Source organism: Streptomyces sp. NPDC059224 (assembly GCF_042754285.1).
Classification (GTDB): Bacteria; Actinomycetota; Actinomycetes; order Streptomycetales; family Streptomycetaceae; genus Streptomyces.
The window spans coordinates 18,331-44,235 of the sequence record NZ_JBHZAN010000035.1 but is presented as its reverse complement, the minus strand read 5'-3'; the positions used below and the strand labels follow the sequence as shown (position 1 = coordinate 44,235).

Genomic DNA, 25,905 nt, shown 5'->3' with positions numbered 1-25,905 from the left:
CCTCCGCACCCACCCAGACATCTCTTTCCCTCCGTGTCCGATGTTCGGAGAGGCTCCTTCATGCCCCGGAAGTCCACCCGCCTCACCTTCGCGGTCCTCGCGACCGGTGCCGGCGTGTTCTCCATGCTCCAGTCGCTGGTCGCGCCGGCCCTGCCGACCGTTCAGCACGCCCTGCACACCTCGCAGTCCAACGCGACCTGGGTGATGACGGCCTATCTGCTGTCCGCCTCGGTCTTCACCCCGATACTCGGCCGTGTCGGCGACCTGACCGGCAAGAAGCGCACCCTCGTCGCCGTCCTGCTGGCGGTCCTGGCCGGCTGCCTGCTCGCCGCCCTCGCGCCGAACATCGGAGTCCTGATCGTCGCCCGGGTCGTCCAGGGCGTCGGCGGCGCCCTGTTCCCGCTCTCCTTCGGCATCATCCGGGACGAGTTCGCCCCGGGCGAGGTCAGCGGCAGCATCAGCAACCTGTCCGCGGTGATCGCGGCCGGCGGCGGTGTCGGCATCGTGGCCGCCGGCCCCATCGTCTCCGCGCTGGACTACCGCTGGCTGTTCTGGATCCCGGTCGGCGTGGTCGCCGTGACCGTCCTCATCGCCGCCCGCTACGTCCCCGAGTCGCCCAAGAGGGCCGAGGGCAGCGTGAGTTGGCTCGGAGCCGTACTGCTCTCCGCCTGGCTGGTGACGCTGCTGCTGCCGCTGAGCCAGGCCGGTCAGTGGGGCTGGGGCTCGGCGAAGGTGCTCGGCCTGTTCGGTACGGCCGTCGTGCTCTTCGCGGTGTGGCTGCTCACCGAGGCCCGCTCCCGCACCCCGCTGATCGACCTGCGCGTCATGCGGCTGCCCGTCGTCTGGACCACCAATGCCGCCGCCCTGCTGTTCGGCGCGGGCATGTACGCGCTCTGGTCCTTCCTGCCCGGCTTCGTCCAGACGCCGTCCGCCGCCGGATACGGCTTCGGTGCCAGCGTCACCGCCTCCGGACTGCTGATGCTCCCGATGCTGATCGCGATGTTCGGCTCGGGAATCCTCAGCGGCCGGCTGGAGCCCAGGGTGGGCGCCAAGGCACTCCTGACCGCCGGTGCGGCCTTCGGTGCCCTCGCGCTCGCGCTGCTCGCCCTGTGGCACACCGCCCAGTGGCAGATCGCCGTGGTCTCCGGCCTGTTCGGCCTCGGCATCGGTCTGGCCTTCGCCTCGATGGCCAACCTCGTCGTCGGCAGCGTGCCGCCCGAGCAGACCGGCGCCGCGACCGGCATGAACGCCAACATCCGCACCATCGGCGGCTCCATCGGCGCCGCACTCACCAGCGTCCTGGTCACCGGCCGGCTCCAGCCCTCCGGACTGCCCTACGCCTCCGGCTACACCCACGCCTGGACCCTGCTCGCCGTGTTCTGCCTGGCCGCCGCCGGGGCGGCGCTCCTGGTCCCGGTCCGCCGCGCACAGCACGTCATCGCACCGGTCACGGAGCGGGCGGCAGCGGCACCGGCACGCGTGCGGTAGTGTTGACCTGCGTGATCACGCGGTGACCGCCGCGTGACTCCGCAGCGGGACGTGGCGCAGCTTGGTAGCGCACTTGACTGGGGGTCAAGGGGTCGCAGGTTCAAATCCTGTCGTCCCGACTTTTCGAAGTCGCCGGTGAGGGGCTGTCACGGAGAGATCCGGGACAGCCCCTCGATCGTTTCCGGGGCCGGGCCCGGCGTGTTCAACCCCGCTCGAGCCGCCGGGAGTTGCGGATCCGCCACCTGTGCCGGTCTTCCGGCGGGCCTCCCGGTAGCCCGACGGGTCCAAGGCCGAGGCCCCTTCGCTGTCCGCCGCCATGGAGACGAGCACGGGCGGCACGCAACCGCCGGCCGGACGACCGGAGAAGGCGCGGTCGAACCCGTCGGCGATCTGCCCGCCCCGCAGTGACAGCGGCTCGGGGACGGCGGCGGCCTGGTACAGCCGGCTGTCGGTGCGCTGGAAGGCGGAGACGGCGTCGGCGAAGTACAGGTCGTTGATCGCCACGGAGCGGGTCCACCGGCCGCCGAACCGGGCCGGCAGGACGCAGACCTCCATGGCGGTACGGGTGCCCGTGTCCGGACCGGGACGTTTCCGTACGCCGGCAGCCGCACGCCCCGGACAGGCGGCGGGCCCCCTTCTGACGTCGGTGACGGGGACGGCCGCGGGGTGGCGCCGGGGTACGGGCGAGGGCCGTACGTCACTGTCGCCGTCACCGCCGAACAGCGCGGCACCGCGCTCCGCCGGCAGCGGCACCGAATCTCCCCCGCCGATCGTCACCCCGAGCGCCCGCTCCGCGTCGGTGACGTCCCGCGCGTGTACCGCCCGTCCCGGCTCCAGCCGGCCGACCCCGAGGACGGCGGGGAGGTGCAGGAGCACACCTCGGGTGGCGAGGGGCCCGAGCGCCGACGCCGCCCGAAGCGGGCGCCCGCGCTGCCTGCGACGTCGGTGGCCGCCCGGCCGTCGTGGAGGCGCCCCCGGCAGACGACGTGACACAGGCCGTCGAGGTGCGTGACGCCCCGCCCCGGCAGTCGGCGCCCACGAAGTCCCTGTGCACGGGGGGCTCGGGTCACGCCACGCCGGACCGCACGCCGGACGTAGCCCGCCGCACACGGTCCGTGATCGGCCGCCCCGGCGTACCCAGGGCGCGGGCCGCCTCGACGAACGCGTCGGACTCCCGCCGCGAGACGGCGGGCGCCCCGCGCGGACCGGCCCCGATGTGTCCCCCGCGGCCGGGGCGACCATGGATGCACAGCACGCCCGCCGATGTTGCACGAGCCCGCGCACCGGGCGGGAGGGAAGATGAGGGATGGGCACGACGGACTCCTCCCGAGCGGTCACCGGCCGGTCCGCGGCCGTTCCCGCCGCGCCGCCCAGCGGTCTGCTGGATCTGCTCAGCGTCGCCGCGGTGGTGCTGAACGCGGAGGGCCGGGTCGTCCTGTGGAGCCCGAAGGCCGAGGAGCTGTTCGGCCACAGCGCGGCGGAGGCCCTGGGCGGTACGCGGCCCAGCTGATGGCCGACGAGGAGCACTGGGACGAGGTCATGGGGCTGTTCGCACACGTCATGGAAACCGGCCAGGACTGGGCCGGAGTCGTCCCGGTCCGGCACAAGGACGGCTCGCGCGATCCGCGGCCACGGTCTGGAGGAGACCTGCGAACGCATCCTGGAGACGCTGCGGCCGCCCGGCGGCGAGGGCGACGTCGCCCTGCTCATCGCCAGGGCCCGGCCCCTGCTCCCGGCGGGCCCGGCGGGTCCCGGGCGGCCTCCCGCTCCCTGACCGCGGGCCGGCCGGCGGTCTCGGGGACAATCGTCGCCATGGACGACCGCATGAGCGATGCCGAGCACCGGCTGACCAGGCTTGAGCGGCTGCTGGCGGACGGCGGGCGTGACGTGGTGCCCGCGTGGCGCAGGGCCACGCAGGGCGAGCCGCGGTGGGCCGTGACCGCGGTGATCCTGGTGGCCGTGGGGCTCCAGCTGGCGCTGCCGCACCGGCTCGCCCTCCAGCCGTACTGGGCCCTGCCGGCCCTGGAACTGGCGCTGCTGGCGGGCCTGGTCGCCGGCAACCCGCGGCGGGTGGAGCCCCGCACCCGGTGGCTGCGGGTCCTGGGCCTGGTGCTGATGTGCGTGATCAGTCTCGCCAACGGCTGGGCGGCGGTCCGGCTGGTGGCCGGCCTGGTGAACGGCACCGAGGGCGAGGAGGCCGGACCGCTGCTGCTGACCGGCGGCGGCATCTGGCTGACGAACGTGATCGTGTTCGCCCTGTGGTACTGGGAGTGGGACCGGGGCGGACCGATGGCCCGGGTCCGGGGCCACCACCAGTACGCGGACTTCCTGTTCGTGCAGATGCAGAGCCCCGAGACCGCCCCGCCCGACTGGGAGCCCGCCTTCCTGGACTACCTGTACCTGTCCTTCACCAACTCCACGGCCTTCAGCCCGACCGACGTGATGCCGCTGTCGCGCTGGGCCAAGATGCTGATGATGCTGCAGTCCTCCGTCTCCCTGGTGACGGTCGTGCTGGTGGTGGCACGGGCCGTGAACATCCTGCACTGACGGCCCGGGCTGCCCTAGGTTCGGCGGTATGAACGAAGACTCCCTGCGCCGGGTCACCGTCGAGCGCACCGCCACCGGACACTTCACCGCGACGAACGCGCGCGGCGGCACGATCGGCTTCGGTACCGCCGACGGCACCGAGTTCACACCGGTGGAGCTCCTGCTCGCCGCGATCGGCGGCTGCACCGCGGCCGACGTCGACGTCGCCACCGGTCGGCACGCCGAACCGGCCGCCTTCACCGTCACCGTCAGCGGTCAGAAGGTCACCGACGAGGGCGGCAACCGGATGACCGACCTCGCGGTCTCCTTCTCCGTCAGCTTCCCGGACGGCCCGTCGGGCGACCGGGCCCGCGCCATCCTGCCCCGCGCCGTCGCCGTCTCGCACGACCGGCTGTGCACGGTCAGCCGCACCATCGAGGCCGGGACACCCGTCGCCGTCTCGGTCGAGGACGACTGAGCCGGCGACGGCCCGTCGCTCCCGGGGCGGCCGCCGGGCCGCCGGGCCGCCGTGATTGGGTGGGGAGGTGAACGGATTCCCTTCCTCCGGCCGGACCGCTCGATGAGCACCGTCGGCGACTTCCCGCTCGGCGCCTCCACCACGCTCGCCGAACTCGCCCGTGATCCGCACCCGCGTCTGGCCCGGCTGCGCGCCGGTGAACCGGTGTCCTGGCTGCCCGAGTTGAACGGCTGGCTGGTCACCCGCCGCGACCTCGCGGTGGACGTGATGCGGGACTCCGCCACCTTCACCGTGGACGACCCGCGCTTCTCCACCGCCCAGGTCGTCGGCCCGAGCATGCTCTCCCTCGACGGTGCCGCGCACGCCCGCCACCGCGAGCCGTTCGCCGCTCCCTTCCGGCCCCGCGCCGTGCACGACGGCTTCGCCGCGTTCATCGAGCGGGAGACGGACCGGCTCATCACGGAACTGGAACCGTCCGGAGCCGCCGAACTGCGCCGTACCTTCGCCGGACCGCTCGCCGTCGCCGTGGTGACCGAGGCGCTCGGCCTGGCCGGTGCGACCACGGACACGGTGCTGGCCTGGTACGACGCGATCGTACGGGCCGTCTCGGACATCACCGAGGGGCTGGAGGCGGGTCCGGCCGGTGCCGCCGCCTACACGGAGCTGCGGGCCGCCGTGGAGGCCACGATCGCCGACCGGCACGCGTCCTCGCTCCTCGTCTCCGCCGCCGGCCGGCTGACACCGCCCGAAGTGGCCTCCAACGCGGCGGTCATGATGTTCGGGGGCATCGAGACCACCGAGGCGATGATCACCAACGCGCTGCTCCACCTGCTCGGTGACCCCGCCCAACTCGCCCTGGTCCGGGCCGATCCGGCCCTCCTGGACGGCGCGGTCGAGGAGTCCCTGCGCCTGGAGCCCGGAGCGGCGGTGGTGGACCGCTACGCCACCCGCGACGTGGTCCTCGGGACGGCGGCCGTCCGCCACGGCGACCTGGTCACCGTCTCCCTCACCGGTGCCAACCGCGACCCCGCGGTCTTCCCCGACCCGGACCGGTTCGACGTCCGCCGCGACAACGCCCGCCTCCAACTGGGCTTCGCCCACGGCCCGCACCACTGCATCGCCGCGCACCTCGCCCGCCTGGAGACCCGGATCGCCCTCCATCGCCTGCTCGACCGCCTGCCGGAGCTGCGCCTGGACCTGGAACGGCCCGCCGCACCGCACGGGTTGGTGTTCCGCAAGCCGCCGAGCCTGCACGTGCGCTGGTGACGGTCCGGCCCGGCACGCCGGACCTTCGCGACACGCCCCAGTACACCGCCTCGATGATCCGGAGGACCTGCTCCTCGGTCGGATGCCGCGGGGCGTTCTCGATGACCGCGTCCGCCACGGCGCCCGCGGCGACGGGACGCAACAGGTGCGGGCGGACGCCGAGTTCACGCAGCGGCTGCTTGACGCCGAGCGCACCGGAGATCTCGCCGACGGCGTCCACCGCGGCGCGGGCCCAGTCGCCGTCGGCGGGCGGATCCAGGCGCAGGGCGCGGGCGGTCTGTTCGTACGCGTCCGTCGCGGCCGGTGCGCCGACCTCCAGGACCTCCTCCAGGACGGCGGCCGGCGCGACCCCGTGCGGGGTGCCGGTGTGCGCGGTCGGCGCGTGGCCGATGCCGTGCACGAGGCCCAGCCCGGAGACGGTCAGCGCCTGGCCCGCCAGGTGGGCGCCGACCATCAGCCGGGCCGGCGCCTGCAGGTCCGAGCCGTCGGCGTGGGCGCGGGGCAGCCAGCGGCCGATCACGGTCACCGCCTGGGTCGCGTACGCCTGCGACACCGGGTTGGCGACATGGCACGTTCTGGACGCAGGTCTTCGACGCCCTCCACATGGGCGACAACGCGGTGGCGGCACTGCTCGTCTACTCGTTCACCGCGGTCGCCGGTGTCACCGCCGGCTGTCTGGTCGTGGACCGCATCGGCCGCCGCGGGCTGCTGATCCCGCCGTCGTGGATCACCGCCGCCTGTCAAGCGCTGGTCGCGGTGTGGCCGCACTCGACGCCCGTCGTCGTGGCGGCTTCCTCTTCTTCATCTTCCTCAACGCCGCCTCCAGCGCGCTCACCGCGGTCCACCCGCTGGAGGTGTTCCCCATCTCGCTGCGTGCCACCGGCGCCGGCTTCGCCACCGCGATGAGCCGGGTCGGCGCGGCCGTCGTCACCTTCCTGCCGCCGATGGGCCTCGACCGCTTCGGCGTGGAGTTCGTGCTGCTCGTCGGTGCGGGGGTGCTCGCGGTCGGCGGTCCGGTCTCCCAGGTCCTCGCCCCGGAGACCACCGACCTTGACCTCGCGAAGGCGGCCCGCACCGCACGCGGCCCGGTGAACGGCTGAGGCCTTCCGACGCCGGGGAAGGCCCCGCGGGCGGTCACCCGCGGGGCCTGTGCGATGTCCTGGCGGCAGGCAGGTGACGCATCGGGCACGCATGGCCTGCGGATCCGGTACGGCGCCGCACCTCCCGCCCCGACGTAGCGTGAGCCCGTCACCGCAGGGCCGTCCGCAGCACCGGGAGGGCGGGATCGTCTTCCAGAACGGCACCCTCACGGCCACCGAGGGCGCCCTGCTGCTCACCGCGGAGACCTGTGGCGACAGTCCCGCCTGCCGTGCGACCCCCCTAGTCGAGCTGGCCCGGCGTCGGTGCCGGGGTCCTGCCGGACAGGACGTCCTTGAGACGCTGGGCGCCGCTCTGCACGGCGAGCGCGGTGCTGTCGTGGTCGACGCCGGACAGGCCGCCGTTGGTGACCGCGGCGCCGGAGGCGCCGATGCGCAGCACCGCCACGTCCGTGGTGTAGGTGGCGGACTGGCCGTTGGCGTCACCCTGGACGGTCACCGTCACGGCCTCGCGCGCGTCGCCCGACGTCGGCACCTTCGCCGAGACGACCTGCACGGTCCGCTTGCCGCCGTCCTTGCCGGTGGCCGTGAACTGGTCGCACTTCTGCGGCAGGCTCTTCAGCCAGGCCAGGGTGGCGTCCAGGTTCGCCGAGCCGTAGTCGCCGACCTGGTACAGCATCCGGGAGTCCTCGGAGGTGAACCCGCGCAGTCCGGAGGCTCCGGAGGCGCGGCCCAGGAGACTGTCGGAGTAGAGCCCGTCGAGGAGGCGCTGGCAGTCGGCGGCGTCGGACTTGGCGGTGAGGAAGCCGGCCACGTCGACCTTGCCGACCAGCATCGAGTTGCGCCAGGTCGCCGCGTCGGTGGCCGGCTGCCAGTTGTCCTCGATGTCGGCCGACGTGATCAGCGCGGCCTGCGCGCCGGCCCCGGTGAGGGCGGGGGTGGCCGACGGGTACGCGGGGGAGCGCTCGCCGGCCGGCGAGACCGCCACGGCACCGGGGCCGCCGCTCTCGTCCGCACAGGCCGCCGTGGCGAGCAGGATCCCCGCCGCCAGGGCCGCGGCGAGAACACGCACGGGTCGGAACGGACGGATCATCGCGACTGCCTCCTCGGGAACGCGGTACGTCACTCCACGGGGCAGCGGTGCTGCGTCACTCCACGGGCGACGGCGGTACGTGCCTCCACGCCACCATCCGGCACGGCCGCCGACCACCCGCGCGTGTCATCCGGGTGAGCGTCATGATCCGGGCACGGTGATCCGCACCCGCCGGCTGCCGCAGCGCGGGCACACCGCGTCGGTGAGCGGCGACCGCACGGCCCGCCCGGCCTCGTCGACGTACTCCTGGGTGGTCTGCAGGTCCGGATCGGCGATCGGGTCGGTGAAGAACACCGCCTGGAAGGTCGCCTCCCAGACCTCGCCGCACCGCCCGCAGACGAACGCGAAGGTCTCGGGCACCGCGCCGGGCACGGGCCCGGGACCCGGGGGCTGGCTCATCGCATCCGGCTCCTGTCACTCGGCCTGCGTCTCCAGCGGACAGCCCCGGTCGCCCCGGGGCAAGCCGGGGCCGGTGTCCCAGGCGTGGACGCCCCCTTGACGGCACGCGGAGGCCGATCGACACTCCAGGTGGGAATCCTAGTGAAGAGGTAGGGAAAGATGGGCCGGCCGCGCACGCTCACCGGCGCAGAGCGCCGAGAGAGCCGTACGCCCTGCCCCGTCCCGTCGCTCACCCCTCGTCTGCTCACCTCCCGTCTGCACATCGACCTGCAGCGCGTGTGCAGCGCCATCAGCCGCACCGGCTGAGCACCCGCCGCCGGCCCGCAGCAGCCCTGCGGCCGAGCGCCGCCGCCGGCCGTACCCGCCGGGCACCCCCCTCCGACGACCGCTTCCGTCGCGCGGACGTCCGCGCGCCCGCACCCCCCGGGGAGACGCATGTCCATCACTCCGCTCGCCGCCCTCCCGTACGTCCGCACCGGCCCCGCCTTCCGCGGTCGCATCGGCCGGGACGCGCGCAGCGGGCACTACGCCGTGCCGCGCCGCTACCGGCTCCATCTCGCCACCGCCTGTCCCGACGGCCTCCGCATCGCCGTCGGTCACAGCCTCCTCGCCCTCGACGACTGTTGTCCGGTCACCTTCCTGCCCGCCGTCCCGGACTGTCCCGACGGCAGTCACACGGCACTGCGCCCGCTGTACGAGGCGAGCGCCCACCGCTACTCGGGACCGGCCCTCGCGCCGGTCCTCAGCGACGACTGGTCCGGCCGGATCGTCTCCACCCACAGCCGGGACATCCTGCGTGACCTGGACCGCCACTTCGGCGACGGCGTCGTCCGCCTGTACCCCTGCGGTGCGGAGGCCGAGATCGAGGAGGCCGAGCGGCTGTGCGCCGACGACATCGAGCAGGCGGCACAGCATGCCGGCCGGGAGGGCGGAGACCCGCAGGCGCTGGAGGTGCTGCTCGCCGCCCTGGACGGGCTGGAACGCCGGCTGGCCGGTTCCGAGTTCCTCGTCGGCGGACGACTCACGGCCGCGGACGTCGAGTTGTGGGTGACCCTGGTCCAACTCGACACCGTGCACCGCAACCACCTGGACGCCGCCGCCGTGCACGCCATCGCCGGTCATCCGGTCCTGTGGGCCTACGCCCGCCGGCTGGCCGCCCGCCCGGCCTTCGGCGCCCACCTCGACCTCGACGGCATCGCCCGCCGCCACCACGGCCGTTGCCAAGGCCTGGAAGCCGCCGGCGCGGCTGTCCAGATCCTGGACTGGGCCGGCCACGCGGCGGAGGCTCCCGGCGCTCCGCGCAGGTGAGAGGGGCCCGAGCTGTTTCGCCAGTCGGACAGGCGTTGACATTCGTTCGGGCAACTGCCTTACTTGCGGGACAGAACGGTCAAGAGCGTCAGCATCGAGCCCTGGCTTGCTGACCGGCAACCCTCGCATCGCGGTGGGGTGCCCCAGGTGACGACCGGACCGGATGACGACGTTCGGTAAGCGCGAGGCCCCCAGGGGCCGCCACGACAGCGACAGGTGACGGGACATGTACGCAGCTTCCAGGTCGGCCGAAGGCCGCGCCCAGGGCTGCGTACAGCCGTATCCGAGCCCGCTGGTCGCCGACCGCGCCGTCGATCTGCTCCGTGTCAACAGCGCCCTGTGTAGCGCGTGTACCGCACCGGGCCGCGCCCGCTGTCGGATCTGACCAGGCCTTTCCGCCTCACCCGCAGCAGGTCTCGCGCAGCCTCGCGTCCCCGCGTCCTCGACGAAGCACCGGCCGCCCCGGTGCGAAGCCGTCCGCCCCATCCCGTGTCCCGCGCGCCCCCGCGTACCCGTGCCGTGTCCTGACGCGGCGCGGTGCCGCGGCCCCGGCCGTGTGATCCGGGGTGTCCGACTCCGCCGGAGCCCGTCATGAGTGAACCCCCAGGCGCCCTGTCCGTGGCCGAGGCGCCACCATCCACCGACACACCGTCAAAACCTCCGCGGGATCAGCGGGTTCGGCCACTGCGCCGACCCGGACGATGGCTCGCCACCGCCGTCGCCCTGGTACTCGTCGCGCAGTTCGCCCACGGACTGGCCACCAACCCCTTCTACCAGTGGGACCGCTTCCGTTACTGGTTCCTGCGCCCCACCGTCCTCGACGGGCTCGTCGTCACCCTCGAAGTCGCCGCGCTCAGCGCCGTACTGGGCCTGCTCGGCGGGGTCGTGCTGGCGCTGGCCCGGCTCTCCGGCAGCCCCGTGCTGCGGGCGGTGAGCTGGACCTACACCTGGCTGTTCCGCTCGGTGCCGCTGATCGTCCTGCTGATCTTCCTCTACAACTTCTCCGCCCTCTACCAGACGCTGAGCCTGGGCGTTCCCTTCGGCCCTTCCTTCGTCTCCTTCGACGAGTCCGAGCTCGCCACCGACATGGCCATCGCCGTGATCGGCCTCAGCCTCAACGAGGCCGCCTACGCGGCCGAGGTGGTGCGCGGCGGCATCCTCTCCGTAGACCAGGGCCAGCACGAGGCGGCCGCCGCCCTCGGCCTGCCCAAGGGCTACCAGTTCACCCGGATCGTCTTCCCGCAGGCCCTGCGCTCCATCGTGCCGAACTACGTCAACCAGCTCATCGGCCTGATCAAGAGCACGTCCCTGGTGTTCTACGTCTCGCTGCTCGACCTCTTCGGCTCGGTGCAGTCCATGGGCAGCACCTACCCCGGCGACATCGTGCCGCTGCTGCTCGTCGCCACCGTCTGGTACCTGATCCTGACCAGCGCCGTCTCCGTCGTCCAGTACTACGTCGAGCGGTACTTCGCCCGCGGCGCCACCCGCACCCTGCCGCCGACCCCCCTGCACAGACTCCGCACCGGCCTGGCCGGCCTGCGGGAACGGATACGCCGGGAGGCCGCCGTATGACCACCGCACCGGACACGGCACCGGAGACCGCCCCGGCCGCCCTGGAGATCCACGACGTCCACAAGTCGTACGGCGCCCACCGCGTCCTCGACGGCATCGACCTGACCGTCCGCCCCGGCGAGGTCACCGTCGTCCTCGGTCCGTCCGGCTCCGGCAAGTCCACGCTGCTGCGCGTCGTCAACCACCTGGAGAAGCCCGAGACCGGCTACGTCAGCGTCGGCGGCGAGCTGATCGGGGTCAAGCGCCACGGCGACGGTCTCAAGGAGCTGAGCGAACGCGCCATCCTGGCCCAGCGCAGCCGGATCGGCTTCGTCTTCCAGAACTTCAACCTGTTCCCGCACCTGACGGTCCTCGACAACGTCGCGGCCGCTCCCGTCGCCACCGGGAAGCTGACCAGGCCGCAGGCCCAGCAGCTGGCCAAGGAACTCCTCGAACGGGTCGGCCTCGGCGAGCGCGTCGGCGCCTATCCCCGCCAGCTGTCGGGCGGCCAGCAGCAGCGCGTCGCCATCGCCCGCGCCCTCGCGCTGCGCCCCGGGATCATCCTCTTCGACGAACCGACCTCGGCGCTCGACCCCGAACTCGTCGGCGAAGTCCTCTCCGTCATCAAGGATCTGGCCTCCGGCGGCACCACCCTCGTGATCGTCACCCACGAGATCGGCTTCGCCCGCGAGGTCGCCGACCGGATCGTCTTCATCGACGGCGGAAAGATCGTCGAACAGGGCCCACCCGCCGAGGTCCTCGACCGTCCGCGGCACGAACGGACCCGGGACTTCCTGCGCAAGGTCCTCTGAACCAGCCCCTTTCCGCCTTCGCTTCACCTCTCGACTCTCCCTCCGGCCCGAACACGAAGGACAGCCATGCCCACGCTCCTCTCCCGACGCAGCCTGATCCGCGGCCTCACCACGGCGACCGCCGTCGCGACCCTCGCCACCGGGCTCGCCGCCTGCGGGGGCGACAGCGACGCGGCCACCACGACCGGCAGCGCCAAGAGCGGCGAGGTCGTCATCGGGCAGGTCTCCAACGGCGCCGCCCAGCAGACCACCGTCAAGGTCTCCGAGGTCAAGTCCATCAGCGCCGAACTGCCCGCCGCCGTCCGCAAGAGCGGCAGGCTCGTCATCGGCGAGGGCGCCCTGCCCGCCGGATTCCCGCCGCTCGCCTACGTGGGCGGCGACCAGAAGACCCTCACCGGTTCCGAACCCGACCTGGGCCGCCTGGTGGCCGCGGTGTTCGGCCTCACCCCCGAGGTGAAGAACTTCACCTGGGAGAACATGTTCGTCGGCATCGACAGCGGCAAGGTCGACGTGGCCCTCTCCAACATCACCGACACCGAGGAGCGGAAGAAGAAGTACGAGTTCGCCTCCTACCGCCAGGACAACCTCGCCTTCACCGTCCCGAAGAAGAGCACCTGGAACTTCGCCGGGAACTACCAGAACCTCGCCGGCAAGACCGTCTCCGTCAGTGCCGGAACCAACCAGGAGAAGATCCTCCTGGAGTGGAAGGCCAAGCTGGCCAAGGAGGGCAAGAATCTGACGGTCAAGTACTACCAGGACAGCAACAGCGTCTACCTGGCCCTCGCCGGCGGCAAGATCGACGCCTACCTCGGGCCCAACCCCGGCATCGCGTACCACAACAGGCAGACCGCGAACACGCCCGACGCCACCCGCACCGCGGGTACCTACTCCGGCGCGGGCGCCGGCCTCCAGGGCCTGATCGCCGCCACCGCGAAGAAGGACAGCGGCCTCGCCGAGCCGCTCGCCGACGCCGTCAACTACCTGATCGACAACGGTCAGTACGCCCAGTGGCTCAAGGCCTACAACCTCTCCGACGAAGCCGTCGCCAAGTCCGAGGTCAACCCGCCCGGACTGCCCCTCGACAACTCCTGATCCACCGTCAAGAGGTCATCCGGCGAGCAGAGAAGGGACCCCGCCCCGTGATACTCCAGACCGGCTCCCACGGCGGCGTGGCCCCGCTCGGCACGGCCGTCCGGCCGGCCCTCGCCGGCCCGCACCCCCACCTCGTGGAGCAGGTCGGCCGGGCCGCCCGTCACCCCGACGACGTGTACGGCTACGCCGCCCCCGCGGACGGTCGTGAGGATCAAGCCGGTCGAGGAGGCGCCGCCCGGCTGGGCGGTGGCCGGCGGCGGGACCGGCGTGCAGTTCGTCGGCACGGCGCTGCGGCCGGGCCCGCCCCCGAGGCGGTCCGGGTCGGGCCGGACGACGTGCCCGAGATGCTGGACCTGGTCGCCCGCACCGAGCCCGGCCCGTTCCGTGAGCGGACCTCGAGAGGGGCGCCTGTCCCGCGATCCGGCTGTACGAGTCGACCGGCCTCACCGAGCGGCTGCGCACCCGCACCCTGCTGGTGCGCAGCCCGGGAACAACCACGGAAACCGGTCTGTTGTGAGCTACGGCGAGATGTACGCGGAGCAGGCCGGGAGGTGCGGGGCGTGACACGTGTCCCCAGTCCCAGCCGCCGTACCGTCCTGTACTCCCGGCCGCACATCGACCTGGCGCGCGTGGCCGGCGCGCTCTGTTGTTCCTGACCAGTCGTCCCCGCCGCGCCCCCCTGGCACTTGGCGCGCCCACGTACGGACCCCTCAGGAAGGCATCCCTGTGTCCTCATCTCCCGCTTCACCCCCCGCTTCCCACCTGCACCTGGCCGTCGCCCTGGACGGCACCGGCTGGCACCCCGCGTCCTGGCGCGAGCCGTCCGCCCGCCCCCGGGGCCTGTTCACCGCCGGCTACTGGGCCGATCTGGTCGCCGAGGCCGAGCGCGGTCTCCTCGACTTCGTCACCATCGAGGACGGCCTCGGCCTGCAGTCCTCGCACTACGGCGAGCTCGACGGCCGCACCGACCAGGTCCGCGGCCGCCTGGACGCCGTGCTGATCGCGTCCCGGATCGCGCCGCTCTCCCACCACATCGGCCTGGTGCCGACGGTGATCGCCACCCACACCGAGCCGTTCCACATCTCCAAGGCGATCGCCACCCTCGACTACGTCAGCACCGGCCGTGCCGGTCTGCGGGTGCAGATCTCCGCCCGCCCGCACGAGGCGGACCACTTCGGACGCCGTACCTTCCCGCCGATCGACCTCGCACAACTGCGGTCACCGGCCGGGCAGCAGCGGCTCGCCGAGCACTTCGACGAGGCCGCCGACTACGTCGAGGCGGTGCGCCGGCTCTGGGACAGCTGGGAGGACGACGCCGAGATCCGGGACACCGCCACCGGCCGCTTCATCGACCGCGACAAGCTGCACTACATCGACTTCGAGGGCCGGCAGTTCAGCGTCAAGGGCCCCTCCATCACGCCGCGCCCGCCGCAGGGCCAGCCGCTCGTCACCGCCCTCGGCCACCAGACCGTGCCCTACCGGCTGATCGCCCGCCAGGCCGACGTCGGCTACGTCACCCCGAAGGACGGCGCCGACGCCCGCGCGGTCGTCGCCGAGATCCGCGCCGAGCAGGAAGCCGCCGGACGGGCCGGCGAGACCGTGCACGTCTTCGGTGACCTCGTGGTCCTCCTCGACGACGACCGGGCCGCCGCCGACGCCCGCAAGGAGCGCCTCGACGCCCTCGACGGCGGCGAACTCGCCAGCGACGCCCGCGTCTTCACCGGTACCGCGGCCGAACTCGCCGACCTGCTGGAGGAGTTCGCCGCCGAAGGTCTAGCCGGGTTCCGGCTCCGGCCCGCCGTACTCGGCCACGACCTGCCGCGCATCACGGCGGACCTGGTCCCCGAACTCCAGCGCCGCGGCCGGTTCCGCACCGCCTACGAGGCGGACACCCTGCGCGGTCTGCTCGGGCTCGCCCGCCCCGCCAACCGCTACGCCGCCGTCTGAGCCGGAAGGACCGCACCCGACATGAGCAAGCCGCTGAAGCAGATCCACCTGGCCGCGCACTTCCCCGGCGTCAACAACACCACCGTGTGGAGCGACCCGGCCGCCGGCAGCCACATCGAGTTCAGCTCCTTCGCGCACTTCGCGAGGACCGCGGAACGCGCGAGGTTCGACTTCCTGTTCCTCGCCGAGGGCCTGCGCCTGCGCGAACAGGGCGGCAAGATATACGACCTGGACGTGGTGGGCCGCCCCGACACCTTCACGGTGCTGGCCGCGCTGGCCGCCGTCACCGAGCACCTCGGCCTGACCGGCACCATCAACTCCACCTTCAACGAGCCCTACGAGGTGGCCCGTCAGTTCGCCAGCCTCGACCACCTCTCCGGCGGCCGGGCCGCCTGGAACGTGGTCACCTCCTGGGACGCCTTCACCGGGGAGAACTTCCGGCGCGGCGGCTTCCTGCCGCAGGACGAGCGCTACTCCCGCGCCAAGGAGTTCCTCGCCACCGCGGGTGAGCTCTTCGACTCCTGGCACGGCGACGAGATCGTCGCCGACCAGGCGACCGGTACCTTCCTGAGCGATGCCAGGGCCGGGTCCTTCGTGCACCAGGGCCCGCAGTTCGACATCCACGGACAGTTCAACGTGCCGCGGTCCCCGCAGGGCCGCCCGGTGGTCTTCCAGGCCGGCGAGTCCGACGAAGGCCGCGAGTTCGCCGCCTCCAGCGCCGACGCCATCTTCAGCCGGTACGCCACCCTCGACGCCGGTCAGGCCTTCTACACCGACGTGAAGTCCCGGCTCGCCAAGTACGGCCGCCGTCCCGAGGACCTGCTGATCCTGCCCGCCGCCAGCTTCGTCCTCGGCGACACCGACGAGGAGGCCGAGGAGATCGCCCACCAGGTGCGCCGCCGGCAGGTCAGCGGGGCCACCGCCCTCAAGCACCTGGAGTTCGTCTGGAACCGGGACCTGTCGTCGTACGACCCGGAGGGGCCGCTGCCGGACGTGGACCCGCTGGTCAGCGAGGAGCACATCTCCCGGGGCCGGGCCCAGGTCCGGATGTACCGCGACCCGGTCGCCGTCGCCCGCGAGTGGCGGGAGCTCGCCGAGGCCAACAAGTGGTCCATCCGCGACCTCGTGATCAACACCGGCAACCGGCAGACCTTCGTCGGCTCCCCGGCCACCGTCGCCCGCACGATCAACGACTTCGTGCAGGCCGACGTCTCCGACGGCTTCATCCTGGTCCCGCACATCACCCCCGGCGGCCTCGACACCTTCGCCGACACGGTCGTCCCGCTCCTCCAGGAGCAGGGCGTCTTCCGCACCGAGTACGAGGGCACCACCCTGCGCGACCACCTCGGCCTCGCCCACCCGGACGAGCCCCGGGGCGAGCGGGCGGCCTCGTGAGATTCCTGGCGATCACCCTGATCGTGCACCGCCCGGACCCGGTCACGGGCAGACGGAAGTCCACCCACGAGCGGTTCCGGGAGGTCCTCGGCAACGCGGTACTGGCCGAGGAGCTGGGCTTCGACGGCTTCGGGGTGGGGGAGCGGCACGAGCGGCCCTTCATCTCCTCCTCGCCCACCGTGGTGCTCAGCCACGTCGCCGCGCTCACCCGGCGCATCCGCCTGTTCACCGCCGTCACCACGCTCAGCCTGCTGGACCCGGTCCGGGCCTACGAGGACTACGCGACCCTCGACCATCTCTCCGAGGGCCGCCTCGACCTGATCATCGGCAAGGGCAACGGCACCGCACAGCGCGAGCTGTTCCATGTCACGCCCGAGGACCAGTGGGACCGCAACGCCGAGAGCTACGAGGTGTTCCGGCAGCTGTGGCGCCGGGACAAGGTGACCGCGAAGACCCGGTTCCGGCCGGAACTGACCGACGCCGAGGTCTGGCCGCGTCCCTACCAGCGGCCGGTCCGGGTCTGGCACGGCAGCGCCACCAGCAGGGAGTCCGTCGACCTCGCCGCCCGCTACGGCGACCCGCTGTTCTCCGCGAACGTCACCAACCCCATCGAACCCTACGCCGAGTTGGTCCGGTACTACCGGGAACGCTGGGAGCACTACGGCCACGACCCCGCGGACATCGCGGTCGGCGCGGGTTCGGCGGGCCTCCTGGTGGCGCCCACCACACAGCAGGCGCTGGCCGCCTACCGCCCGGTGTTCGAGGCGAACCTGGCCTTCTTCCGCAGGGCCGGACTGCCCGTCGTCTTCGAGACCCTGGAGGACTTCGTCGAGCGCAGCTCCGCGCTGATCGGCAGCCCGCAGCAGGTCATCGACAAAGTGCACCGCTACCACGAGCAGTTCGGGCACACCGTCCTGCATCTGCACGCCGACGCGGGCGGGCTGACGGACACGCGGCACCGCGACTCGCTGGAGCTGTTCCAGTCGGCGGTGGCCCCGGTGCTGCGCAAGGACATCCCCGACCCGCCGTTCCCGTGGGCACCCGTGCACCCGGCCGCCGAGGAGCCCGCCCATGTCTGACATCCCGCTCGGCGTCCTCGACCTGGTGCCGGTACCGAGCGGTGCCACCGCCGCGGACGCCCTGCGCAACTCCGCCGAACTCGCCCGGCGCACCGAGGAGTTCGGCTACGCCCGCTACTGGTTCGCCGAGCACCACCTCAACCCGGGGGTGGCCGGCACCTCCCCCGCGGTGGTCCTGGCACTGACCGCCGCCGCGACCTCCACCATCCGGCTCGGCTCCGGCGCGGTACAGCTCGGACACCGCACCGCGCTGTCCACGGTCGAGGAGTTCGGCCTCCTGGACGCCGTGTACCCGGGCCGCCTCGACCTGGGCCTGGGCCGCTCCGGCGGCCGCCCGCCCGGCGAGAAGGCGGCGCCGGCGGCGACCCCGGTGGCCGCCGGCCGGGCACCCGACGGTCTGGTCGTCCCGCCCCGCTTCTCCCTCGCCCGTCTCCTCCGCTCCCCCCGGTTCGCCCTCCACCGCAAGCTGCTCCTGCTCCCGAACGCCGAGTCCCAGGACTACGCCGAACAGATCGACGACATCCTCGCGCTGCTGGCCGGGACCTACCGCACCGAGCACGGCATCGAGGCGCACATCGTCCCGGGGGAGGGTGCCGAGGTCGAGGTGTGGATCCTGGGGAGCAGCGGTGGTGAGAGCGCACGGGTCGCGGGCGAGCGGGGCCTGCGGTTCGCCGCCAACTACCACGTCAGCCCGTCCACGGTCCTGGAGGCGGTGGACGGATACCGGTCCGGCTTCCAGCCCTCGGGCGTCCTCGACAAGCCCTACGTCAGCGTCTCCGCCGACGTCGTGGTCGCCGAGGACGACGCCACAGCCCGTGAACTCGCCGCCGGCTACGGCGCCTGGGTCCGCAGCATCCGCACCGCCGAGGGGGCCATCCCCTTCCCCACCCCCGAGGAGGCCCGGGCCCACGTCTGGACGGACGAGGACCGGGCACTGGTCCAGGACCGCCTCGACACCCAGTTCGTGGGCAGTCCGCGGCACGTCGCCGACCGCCTGCAGCAGCTCCAGGAGGCCACCGGCGCCGACGAGCTCCTCATCACGACGATCACCCACGACCAGGCCGACCGGGTCCGCTCCTACGAACTGCTCGCGCGGGAGTGGGCCCGGCGCTGACGGCACACAGGCAGGACTGCGAGACGTCTCCCTCCCCCGAAGGTGACGTCTCGCAGCCGCTTCCCCCGCGCCGGACTGGTGGTCCGACCTCCGCGTCGCGGTCGTGCCGGTCTACCAGCACATGACCGCTGTCTCCCCCGACCCCCACGTGGAATGGAGACGGACGCGGACGAAATAGCGCCGGCCCTTGACGAGCCGGACCCTGAGCCCGGTGTTGTGCGGGGTGCCCCCGTCGTCGTGGCCGGCGAGGTAGCGCGGTTCCCCGCCGCGCTCCTCGAAGACCACGACGACGCAGTCGCTCTCTCCGAAGGTGCCCACGCGGTACACGCGGGTCTCCAGCGGCGCCACGGTGAAGTCCGCCTGCTCGCCCGGACCGAGCCCGAGCGGCGCCGACCGGAACGGCACCAGCGGGGCCGGGACGTCGGCGGGCGGATACCAGCGGAGCACGAACTCCTTGTCGGCCGGGGACAGCGAACCCGGCGGGTACAGACCGTTGTGGTACTGCTCCGGCTCCAGGATCAGCCCCGGGCCGAACGGGAACTGCATCACGGACTGCGGGTCCCACACCGAACCGTTGGCCTCGGCCGGGTCCAGCTTCCGCAGGACGCTGGCGTCCGTCCGGTCCCGGCTCCAGTGGTTCGGCGGTCCGGCGAGGTCGGCGTAGACCGCCTCGTCGTCCCAGTGGACCCCGGCGAACGGGCTCTGGTGCTCGTGCCGCATCCCGAGGGCGTGCCCGATCTCGTGCAGGGCCGTCCAGCGGCCGCCGGGCTCGGTCAGGTCCCAGCCCAGGTTCATGGTGCGCTCGCCGGCGCCCACCGAGAGCGCGTCCCGGCCGACCTCCGACCAGGAGCCGTCCCCCAGCTGGAAGCCGATCCGCAGCTCGGCCTCGCACCTGTCCGAGACCTCGGCGAACGTCACCCCGATACCGAGGTCCTGCCACTCCCGGAAGCACTCGCGCACCACGTCCAGCTGCTCCCTGGCACCGGCCCACGGCACCCGGCGGGTCTCCCCGGTCCCCGGGACCGGGATCACCGAGGCATCGGTGTCGGCTTCGAGGAAGCAGTAGTGCAGGACGGTGCCGTTGACCCACATCCGCCGCCCGCCGATCAGCGCGCCGAGCCGCTCGGCGGCCAGCCCCGGGGTGAACGCCGGGACCGACTGCCGCGGGAGCGAGCAGTAGCGTCGGGTCATGCGCCCAGACTGCCGTTCCCCCCGCCCGGCCGCCTGAGTCGGAAGCTACTCAAGTCCCCCTGTATCAGAGCTGAGCAACGCGACTCCTACTCATGTGACGAGCTACGAACAGGACACGCGGACCCTTTGGCCGTCCTGGCCGTTCACCGGCCGGGAGGTCGAACTGGAGCTGGTCAGGCGGTCGCTGGGCATCGGCCGGCAGGGTGTGGTGGTGACCGGACCGGCCGGCGGCGGCAAGACCCGGCTGATCACGGAGGCCGTGCGGGGCACCGACTGCGTCCGCGTGACCGGCACCCCCGAGACCTCCGCCCTCCCCTTCGCGGCGTTCGCGCACCTGCTCCCCGGCGGGCTCTCACTGCCCGGCGCGATCCGGCACCTGTCGGGAGTACGGCTCCTCGTCGTCGACGACGCCCACCTCCTCGACGAGGCCTCGGCCGCCCTCGTCCACCAGCTCGCCGTGCACGGCCGCACCCGGCTCGTGGTCGCCGCCACCGACCCGGCACCCCTGCCCGGCGCGGTCTCCCGGCTGTGGACCGGTGAACTCCTCACCCGTCTCGCCCTGGAGCCGCTGCCGTACGACGAGACGGCCCACCTGCTCGCCGGCGGCGGCCTGGAGCCGCTCACCGTGCGCCGGCTGCACCGGGTGTGCCGGGGCGACCTGCGGCTGCTGCGGGACCTGCTCGGCGCGCTGCGCGAGACCGGCGCGCTGGACCGGGTCGCGGACACCGGCGAGTGGGCCTGGCACGGCCCGCTGCCGCTCACCGCGACCGTACGGGACCGGATCGCCCCCCTCCTTGACCGGCCGGATCCCGGTGAGCGCGACACCCTCGAACGGCTCGCCTTCGCCGAGCCGCTGCCGCCGCACCTCGACGAAGGACTCGACCTCGGCATCCTCGAACGGCTGGAGACCGACGGCCTGATCCATGTCGACGACCGGGGCGCGGTCCGACTCGCCCACCCGCTGCACGGCCCCGCGCTGCGCGCCCGCGCCGGCCGGCTCCGGGCCCGCCGCCTGGCCCGCACCCCGGCCCAGTGCGAGCCCGCCCTGAAGGACGAGCAAGAACAACTAAGCCGATCTGTCGACCAATTGGACGTACGGGAGGTGCCGGCCCCAGTGGGGGAGTGGCTGGCCGCGGGAGGCCTGCCCGTACCGGCCGGGTACGCGGCGGTGCGTGCCCGGTACTCGTGGCTTCGGGGGGAGCTGCGAGAGGCGGCGGCGTGGGCGAGGGAGGGACTGCGGACGGCGCCGGGGGACGCCTCCTGCCGTTTCGAACTCGCCCGTGCCGCCGCCGAGTCGGGAGAAGCTGCCGTAGTGCGCGGGGACGGGGGTCTCGCGCACTACGGCGCGGTCCGGCGGGGGGATCCCGCGGGGGCCGCCGGGCGGCTGGACGGCGTCCTGGCCCGGCATGCGGAGGCCCTGGCGCGGGGCGACGGGCCCGCCCTGGACCGGGCCGCGGAGGGGCTCGCCGAACGGGGTCTGCTGCTGTTCGCAGCCGAGGCCCACGCCCAGGCGGTCCGCGCGCACCGCGACCCGCGGGCGGCCCGGATGTCACGCACCCGCGCCGTCGCCCTCGCCCGTCGCTGCCAGGGCGCCCGCACGCCGGCCCTGTCCGGCCTGGTCCTAGGTGAACTCACCGCCCGGCAGCGGCAGATCGTCACGCTCGCCGCGACCGGTCTGAGCAACCGCCAGATCGCCGAGCGGCTGACCCTGTCCGTACGCACGGTGGGCAATCACCTCTACGGCGCGTACACCCGCCTCGGTGCGAGCGACCGGACGGCACTGCCGTGGCTGATGGAGGAACCCGAGCGGAGATCGGCGTGAACGATCCCGTGCCCCACAGGGGCGCGGGGAACGGCGCGATCAGCCACGACGTCGCCGCACCCGGCCGAACCGCGACCGGCTCGGCTCAGGCCGCCCCGAACGCCGCGAACGCCCACCCCGTCGCCTGATGGACCGCGTCGCCCGGCAGGGCGGCCCGGGCGTCCCGCAGTGCCTCCGCCAACGACAGGCCCGCGCCGAGCCCCTTGTGCAGGGCCAGCATCAGCGGGACCACGGCCGCGTCGTTGACCGGCGCGCTGCTCGCCACCACGCCGGCCGTGCCCAGCGGCAGCAACGCCGTGACCAGGCCGAGGAGTTCGTCGGCGCCGACGGAGGCGAGCCGGGCGGTGTCGCAGCTGGAGAGGATGATCCGGTAGGGGCTGCGGGCGAGGCGCTCGAAGTCGTGGACGATCAGCGGGCCGTCGGCCATGCGCAGCGAGGAGAAGAGCGGGCTGTCGGCGCGGAAGGTGCCGTGCGCCGCGATGTGCGCCAGCGCCGCCCCGTCCAGTTCGCGCAGGACGCGGGGGACGTGGGCCTCCTCGTCTTCGAGGATCCGGGCCGTCGCGTACTGCCCTGCCACCTCGGGCACCTCCGCGCCCCCGGTGGCCAGTCCCGGCCCGCGAACGAGCACATGACGGCCGCCGGGCGGCGGCTCGGTCTCCCGGGCCCGCAGCCAGCTCCCCGCCGACGGCGACACGCTGAGCACCCGCTCCCGCAGCGAGGGCAGCAGGGCCCACGGCACCCGGTGCAGCGCCCCCGGCGGGACGATCACCACCGGTCCCGAGCCGAGCTGGTCCGCCGCCGCGCCCAGCAGCAGTTCCTCCAGGCGCCGCCCGGCCGCCTCCACCACCGCGAGCCGCCGCTCCGCCCCCGGATGCGCGAGCCGCCGCAGTCCGGCCTGGACGTGTTCCGCCTCGGCGACCGCCTCCGCCAGCAGACCGCCCTCGAAGCGCCGTACCCGGCCCCGCCCGCACAACAGGATGTGCACCCGCCCCTCCAGCACGGCCAGTTCGACCAGGCGGGCGTCGCCGAGCCGGTCGAGCAGCCGGGCCGGGTCGAAACGGTCACCCCCGCCGGGGCCGTCACCGTGCATGTGATGGGTGCGGGAGCGGATCTCCCCTTCCAGGCGGCGCTGTTCACGCTCCAGGGCGGGCACCGGGCGGCCCTGCCTGCGGGCGTCCTCCGCGCGGGAGGCGATCTCACGGAACGCGGTGAGCGAGGTGAGCAGGGCCGGGTCGGCGGGCGGCCGGGTCGGGGGAGTGGACAGGACCGTGGCCCGCCAGCGCTCGCTCCACTCCAGGAGCCGCCGCGGGCCGCCGTGCGCCAGGCTCGCCTGCTGGGCCAGCGCGGCCAGCTCCGCGCCCTGCGCGGTGGCCCGGGCCCGCAACTCCGAGGCGCCCAGCGTCATCCGGTGGTCGTCCAGGACGTCCAGGCCCCGCCGGCAGGCCTCCAGCACACCCCGCCGCGAACCCGCCACCCGGGCGCGCAGCGCCTGCGCCGCCCAGCCGGTCATCCGGGCCAGCGGCGGTCCGCCGTGCCTGCTGCGCGCGGCCACCGCCAGGTGCCGTTCCGCGTCCGCGGTCCAGCCCAGCGCCAGCGCGATCCGGCCCGCGAGCAGCGAGGCCTCCGGCGCGGCCGGCGCCCCGAAGGACGCCAGCTGGTCGGCGACCGCCGCCGCCTCCTGCACCAGCCGTCCCGAGGCGGCCCCGCCCGCCACCCGCGCCTCGATCAGCACCAGCCGGGCATGGGTCTCCCACCAGCTGCGCCGCTGCCCCGAGAAGAGCCGGACGGCGACCGCGGCGCGGGCGATGGCGGTCTGCGCGTCCCCCGCCGATCGCGCGGCCCGGGCGGCGGCCAGCAGCAGCTCGGCCTTGCGCGTGGACTGCCCGCCGAGCCGGTCCAGCGCCGCGATGGCCGCGTCCGCCTCGGCCAGCGCCTCGGGCGCCAGCCCGGCCGCCATCAGCACCTCGCAGCGCCGGATGTACAGCATGAACGTCGGAGTTCCCAGCTCGGCGTACCGCTCCTCGGCCTCGGCGAGCAGCCGCAGGGACGCCGGGATGTCGCCCGCCCGGAACGCGGCCAGGCCCCGGCTCTCCACCGCGTCCGCCTTGTCGTGCTCCTGGCCCGTCGTCTCCCACAACAGCTCCGCCGCCGTGAAGTCCGCGTCGGCCCGGTCCACCGCGCCGAGGGCCAGATGCACCGTGGCCCGCAGCGTCAGCGCCCGGGCCGTCCAGATGACGTCGTCGGCCTGCCGCAGCACGGGTATCGCCCGCCGTACGTCCTCCAGGGCTTCCTTGTGCCGGCCCAGCACCCACCACACGTACGCCCTGCGGTACAGCACCCGGGCCCGGGTGTGCCCGCTGCCCCGCGCCACCCCGCGCTCGAACGCGGTCAGCCCCTCCCGGGTGCGCCCCGCGTGCACCAGCGCGACCCCGAGCGTGGCGAGGACGTCCGCCTCCCGCTCCGCCGAGTCCGCGCGCGCCGCGAAGTCCCGGGCGCGCCGCAGATGGTCGAGGGCGACGCCGAGGTCCCCGAAGTCCCGTTGCCAGATGCCGATGACCTGGTGGGCGACGGACGCGTCCAGCGGCGGCGGATCGGACCGCAGGACCCGCTCCGCACGTGCCAGGGCCTCGCCGGGGGCGGCGAACACCATCGGCAGGAGTTCCGCAACCGATTCGCTTCGCGCAGTCACCCCTCGGATGGTAGTGGCCTGGACATACATGCCCCACTGGTTTGGCGCTGTATCAGACGGGCTGCGCGAGACTCTGACTGAAGAACGCCGTTTCTGGGGGAGGACGACAGGCCATGGCACCTCAGCGATTCCACGAGCAGTTCGATCAGATCCAGCGCTCCATGCCGGACGTTCCGCTGGCGATGGGGCCGGACGACTCCGCGGAGTTCCTCTACGAGAAGGGGGTCGTCCTCGCCCGGGACGGAGAGGAGGCCCGAGTCGTCGAGGACACCGTGCGCGCCCACTTCACCGCCACCACCGGCCTGGTAGCCGACCACGTGCGGCGGGCCGGCCCGGAGACCAACCGCACCGGAATCACCCGCATCCAGGTCGGCGACCCGAACCACGGCGACCGGACCGGCGACCGTGCGGTCGGCCACGCGCTGCGCGCGCTGCGGGAGCCGGAGGGCCGCGCCGGACGCCGACTGGTCAGCCGTAACCACGTGGTGTCCACCACCCCGGGCGTCAACGCCTGCAATCCCTGCGAGCCCCTGCCCGCGCTGCTCACCCAGACGCCCAACCCCGGTCCGGTGAGCGGGAGTCACGATCCCCAGACCGCCGTGGGCGTGCTGGTGATCGACACCGGCCTGGTGCACGACTACCGCTCCTACCCGCTGCTCGACCGCGTCCAGGGCGATCCGCAGCTGACCGAGACGGACGCCGACGGCGTCCTCCAGCAGTACGTCGGCCACGGCACGTTCATCGCCGGACTCGTCGCGGCGCTGGCGCCCAACACCGACATCACCGTCACCAACACCCTCAACGACGCGGGCGCCATCCTGGAGTCCGAGTTCGGCGGGAAGCTCTTCGAGGCCGTCGACCGGCACGGCTGGCCCGCGATCATCAGCCTCTCCGCGGGCACCCCGAACGGCAGTACCGCGGGACTGCTCGGCATGGAGGCCTTCATGGAGGCCCTGCGCGAGCAGCCCACCCTGCTCGTAGCCGCCGCGGGCAACAACGCGAGCGCCACCCCGTTCTGGCCCGCCGCCTACGCCGACGTGCCCGGCTACGAGAACTCGGTCCTCTCGGTCGGCGCGCTGCGCAGCGACGGCGAGTACGGCGCCTGTTTCACCAACCACGGCGGCTGGGTCAAGGTCTACGCCCCCGGCGAGCAACTCACCGGCGCCCTTGCCGGGTTCGACGCCCCGGTGCCGTACGTGTACCAGCACACCACCTACGAGGCCTGCCGGTTCGGCTTCACCTACGCCTGCACCTGCCAGTACCCGCGCCACACAGGCGTGTTGACCGACACCGGGGCCACCGGCCCCGGCAAACCGGACCAAGTCATGTTCGAAGGGTTCGCACAGTGGAGCGGAACGTCGTTCGCCACCCCCATCGCCGCCGGCCTCGTCGCCGACCGGATGAACACGGCCAAGGAGCCGGACCCGCGTGCCGCGCGCACCCAACTCCTGGCGGGGATCACGGATTACGCCGAGGTACGCGGGGCGCACGTACCGGCGCTCCGCCCGGCGAGCTGGCAGCCGGTCCCGGTCGTACGGCTGGCTCCTCCGGCCTGAGT

20 protein-coding genes, 1 tRNA gene, 3 pseudogenes and 1 riboswitch are annotated in these 25,905 nt (G+C 73.4%); of the genes and pseudogenes, 18 read left to right on the top strand and 6 right to left on the bottom strand.

The annotated features are described in order from the left end of the window. Positions 1-60 precede the first annotated feature (60 nt). The gene (locus ACFXI4_RS33520) at positions 61-1,488 is read left to right on the top strand and encodes an MFS transporter (protein ID WP_384997997.1); all 1,428 of its coding nucleotides are present in this window, start codon (positions 61-63) and stop codon (positions 1,486-1,488) included. A 45-nt stretch (positions 1,489-1,533) separates the two neighbouring features. Beyond that, a tRNA-Pro gene (locus ACFXI4_RS33515) sits at positions 1,534-1,607 on the top strand. Positions 1,608-2,154: 547 nt separating this feature from the next. On the opposite strand, the pseudogene ACFXI4_RS33510 reads toward ACFXI4_RS33515, so the two are convergent. Then, positions 2,155-2,734 (bottom strand): annotated as a pseudogene (locus tag ACFXI4_RS33510) (cyclase family protein); the annotation flags it as partial. 60 nt (positions 2,735-2,794) lie between these two features. Here ACFXI4_RS33510 and ACFXI4_RS33505 point away from each other — a divergent pair. From ACFXI4_RS33505 to ACFXI4_RS33490, 4 genes and pseudogenes are all read left to right on the top strand, one after another. Next, a pseudogene (locus tag ACFXI4_RS33505) lies at positions 2,795-3,102 on the top strand (PAS domain S-box protein); the annotation flags it as partial. Positions 3,103-3,300: 198 nt separating this feature from the next. Continuing rightward, positions 3,301-4,035 carry a hypothetical protein gene (locus tag ACFXI4_RS33500; protein ID WP_384998144.1) on the top strand — a complete coding sequence of 245 codons (735 nt, stop codon included), beginning with the start codon at positions 3,301-3,303 and terminating at the stop codon, positions 4,033-4,035. Positions 4,036-4,063: 28 nt separating this feature from the next. Further along, positions 4,064-4,492, top strand: coding sequence for an OsmC family protein (locus ACFXI4_RS33495; RefSeq protein ID WP_362729285.1), 429 nt, complete (start codon positions 4,064-4,066; stop codon positions 4,490-4,492). Between the two features lie 102 nt (positions 4,493-4,594). After that, complete coding sequence (locus tag ACFXI4_RS33490) at positions 4,595-5,758, top strand: cytochrome P450 (protein ID WP_384997994.1); 1,164 nt, start codon at positions 4,595-4,597, stop codon at positions 5,756-5,758. Between the two features lie 124 nt (positions 5,759-5,882). Here ACFXI4_RS33490 and ACFXI4_RS33485 read toward each other — a convergent pair. Continuing rightward, positions 5,883-6,278: pseudogene (locus tag ACFXI4_RS33485) on the bottom strand (iron-containing alcohol dehydrogenase); the annotation flags it as partial. Between the two features lie 238 nt (positions 6,279-6,516). Here ACFXI4_RS33485 and ACFXI4_RS33480 point away from each other — a divergent pair. Then, positions 6,517-6,858 (top strand): MFS transporter, encoded by a 342-nt coding sequence (locus ACFXI4_RS33480; protein WP_384997991.1) that lies wholly within the window; start codon positions 6,517-6,519, stop codon positions 6,856-6,858. A gap of 280 nt (positions 6,859-7,138) precedes the next feature. Here ACFXI4_RS33480 and ACFXI4_RS33475 read toward each other — a convergent pair whose 3' ends face one another. Further along, entirely contained in the window at positions 7,139-7,948 is an 810-nt protein-coding gene (locus tag ACFXI4_RS33475) for a hypothetical protein (protein WP_384997988.1), read from the bottom strand. 141 nt (positions 7,949-8,089) lie between these two features. Then, positions 8,090-8,347 (bottom strand): hypothetical protein, encoded by a 258-nt coding sequence (locus tag ACFXI4_RS33470; RefSeq protein ID WP_384997985.1) that lies wholly within the window; start codon positions 8,345-8,347, stop codon positions 8,090-8,092. 435 nt (positions 8,348-8,782) lie between these two features. On the opposite strand from ACFXI4_RS33470, the gene ACFXI4_RS33465 reads away from it, so the two are divergent. The 9 genes from ACFXI4_RS33465 (at position 8,783) to ACFXI4_RS33425 (ending at position 18,645) form a co-directional block, all read left to right on the top strand. Further along, the gene (locus tag ACFXI4_RS33465) at positions 8,783-9,655 is read left to right on the top strand and encodes a glutathione S-transferase C-terminal domain-containing protein (RefSeq protein ID WP_384997982.1); all 873 of its coding nucleotides are present in this window, start codon (positions 8,783-8,785) and stop codon (positions 9,653-9,655) included. Positions 9,656-9,732: 77 nt separating this feature from the next. Then, positions 9,733-9,844: riboswitch (SAM riboswitch) on the top strand. 402 nt (positions 9,845-10,246) lie between these two features. Continuing rightward, positions 10,247-11,227, top strand: coding sequence for an amino acid ABC transporter permease (locus ACFXI4_RS33460; protein WP_384997979.1), 981 nt, complete (start codon positions 10,247-10,249; stop codon positions 11,225-11,227). After that, a complete protein-coding gene (locus tag ACFXI4_RS33455; protein ID WP_384997976.1) occupies positions 11,224-12,018 on the top strand; it encodes an amino acid ABC transporter ATP-binding protein in 795 nt (264 codons plus the stop codon). Before ACFXI4_RS33460 ends, ACFXI4_RS33455 begins: the two co-directional genes overlap by 4 nt. A 66-nt stretch (positions 12,019-12,084) precedes the next feature. Further along, entirely contained in the window at positions 12,085-13,110 is a 1,026-nt protein-coding gene (locus tag ACFXI4_RS33450) for a transporter substrate-binding domain-containing protein (protein ID WP_384997973.1), read from the top strand. A 344-nt stretch (positions 13,111-13,454) separates the two neighbouring features. Continuing rightward, positions 13,455-13,766 carry a putative leader peptide gene (locus ACFXI4_RS33445; RefSeq protein ID WP_384998141.1) on the top strand — a complete coding sequence of 104 codons (312 nt, stop codon included), beginning with the start codon at positions 13,455-13,457 and terminating at the stop codon, positions 13,764-13,766. A 70-nt stretch (positions 13,767-13,836) separates the two neighbouring features. Beyond that, complete coding sequence (locus ACFXI4_RS33440; protein WP_384997970.1) at positions 13,837-15,057, top strand: LLM class flavin-dependent oxidoreductase; 1,221 nt, start codon at positions 13,837-13,839, stop codon at positions 15,055-15,057. 21 nt (positions 15,058-15,078) lie between these two features. Next, on the top strand, positions 15,079-16,452 hold the full coding sequence (locus ACFXI4_RS33435) for an NtaA/DmoA family FMN-dependent monooxygenase (protein ID WP_384997967.1): 1,374 nt from the start codon (positions 15,079-15,081) through the stop codon (positions 16,450-16,452). Further along, the gene (locus ACFXI4_RS33430; protein WP_384997964.1) at positions 16,449-17,531 is read left to right on the top strand and encodes an LLM class flavin-dependent oxidoreductase; all 1,083 of its coding nucleotides are present in this window, start codon (positions 16,449-16,451) and stop codon (positions 17,529-17,531) included. Before ACFXI4_RS33435 ends, ACFXI4_RS33430 begins: the two co-directional genes overlap by 4 nt. Continuing rightward, positions 17,524-18,645 carry an LLM class flavin-dependent oxidoreductase gene (locus ACFXI4_RS33425; RefSeq protein ID WP_384997961.1) on the top strand — a complete coding sequence of 374 codons (1,122 nt, stop codon included), beginning with the start codon at positions 17,524-17,526 and terminating at the stop codon, positions 18,643-18,645. Before ACFXI4_RS33430 ends, ACFXI4_RS33425 begins: the two co-directional genes overlap by 8 nt. A 111-nt stretch (positions 18,646-18,756) precedes the next feature. Here ACFXI4_RS33425 and ACFXI4_RS33420 read toward each other — a convergent pair whose 3' ends face one another. Next, positions 18,757-19,836: a M12 family metallopeptidase gene (locus ACFXI4_RS33420; protein ID WP_384997958.1), complete on the bottom strand. Its 1,080-nt coding sequence runs from the start codon at positions 19,834-19,836 to the stop codon at positions 18,757-18,759. 94 nt (positions 19,837-19,930) lie between these two features. Here ACFXI4_RS33420 and ACFXI4_RS33415 point away from each other — a divergent pair, with 94 nt between their 5' ends. Then, on the top strand, positions 19,931-21,658 hold the full coding sequence (locus ACFXI4_RS33415) for a LuxR C-terminal-related transcriptional regulator (protein WP_384997955.1): 1,728 nt from the start codon (positions 19,931-19,933) through the stop codon (positions 21,656-21,658). An 85-nt stretch (positions 21,659-21,743) separates the two neighbouring features. On the opposite strand, the gene ACFXI4_RS33410 is transcribed toward ACFXI4_RS33415, so the two are convergent. Further along, a complete protein-coding gene (locus ACFXI4_RS33410) occupies positions 21,744-24,308 on the bottom strand; it encodes a CHAT domain-containing protein (protein WP_384998138.1) in 2,565 nt (854 codons plus the stop codon). Positions 24,309-24,460: 152 nt separating this feature from the next. On the opposite strand from ACFXI4_RS33410, the gene ACFXI4_RS33405 reads away from it, so the two are divergent. Then, positions 24,461-25,903 carry a S8/S53 family peptidase gene (locus ACFXI4_RS33405; RefSeq protein WP_384997952.1) on the top strand — a complete coding sequence of 481 codons (1,443 nt, stop codon included), beginning with the start codon at positions 24,461-24,463 and terminating at the stop codon, positions 25,901-25,903. Positions 25,904-25,905: the final 2 nt, after the last annotated feature.

Excerpts from the sequence above, each read along its gene's own strand:
- ACFXI4_RS33475 (WP_384997988.1), bottom strand. The coding sequence starts at position 7,948 with ATGATCCGTCCGTTCCGACCCGTGCGTGTTCTCGCCGCGGCCCTGGCG.
- ACFXI4_RS33410 (WP_384998138.1), bottom strand. The coding sequence starts at position 24,308 with ATGGTGTTCGCCGCCCCCGGCGAGGCCCTGGCACGTGCGGAGCGGGTC.
- ACFXI4_RS33520 (WP_384997997.1), top strand. The coding sequence starts at position 61 with ATGCCCCGGAAGTCCACCCGCCTCACCTTCGCGGTCCTCGCGACCGGT.
- ACFXI4_RS33490 (WP_384997994.1), top strand. The coding sequence starts at position 4,595 with ATGAGCACCGTCGGCGACTTCCCGCTCGGCGCCTCCACCACGCTCGCC.
- ACFXI4_RS33435 (WP_384997967.1), top strand. The coding sequence starts at position 15,079 with ATGAGCAAGCCGCTGAAGCAGATCCACCTGGCCGCGCACTTCCCCGGC.
- ACFXI4_RS33420 (WP_384997958.1), bottom strand. The coding sequence starts at position 19,836 with ATGACCCGACGCTACTGCTCGCTCCCGCGGCAGTCGGTCCCGGCGTTC.
- ACFXI4_RS33495 (WP_362729285.1), top strand. The coding sequence starts at position 4,064 with ATGAACGAAGACTCCCTGCGCCGGGTCACCGTCGAGCGCACCGCCACC.
- ACFXI4_RS33470 (WP_384997985.1), bottom strand. The coding sequence starts at position 8,347 with ATGAGCCAGCCCCCGGGTCCCGGGCCCGTGCCCGGCGCGGTGCCCGAG.
- ACFXI4_RS33425 (WP_384997961.1), top strand. The coding sequence starts at position 17,524 with ATGTCTGACATCCCGCTCGGCGTCCTCGACCTGGTGCCGGTACCGAGC.
- ACFXI4_RS33445 (WP_384998141.1), top strand. The coding sequence starts at position 13,455 with ATGCTGGACCTGGTCGCCCGCACCGAGCCCGGCCCGTTCCGTGAGCGG.
- ACFXI4_RS33460 (WP_384997979.1), top strand. The coding sequence starts at position 10,247 with ATGAGTGAACCCCCAGGCGCCCTGTCCGTGGCCGAGGCGCCACCATCC.
- ACFXI4_RS33405 (WP_384997952.1), top strand. The coding sequence starts at position 24,461 with ATGGCACCTCAGCGATTCCACGAGCAGTTCGATCAGATCCAGCGCTCC.
- ACFXI4_RS33465 (WP_384997982.1), top strand. The coding sequence starts at position 8,783 with ATGTCCATCACTCCGCTCGCCGCCCTCCCGTACGTCCGCACCGGCCCC.
- ACFXI4_RS33455 (WP_384997976.1), top strand. The coding sequence starts at position 11,224 with ATGACCACCGCACCGGACACGGCACCGGAGACCGCCCCGGCCGCCCTG.
- ACFXI4_RS33500 (WP_384998144.1), top strand. The coding sequence starts at position 3,301 with ATGGACGACCGCATGAGCGATGCCGAGCACCGGCTGACCAGGCTTGAG.
- ACFXI4_RS33450 (WP_384997973.1), top strand. The coding sequence starts at position 12,085 with ATGCCCACGCTCCTCTCCCGACGCAGCCTGATCCGCGGCCTCACCACG.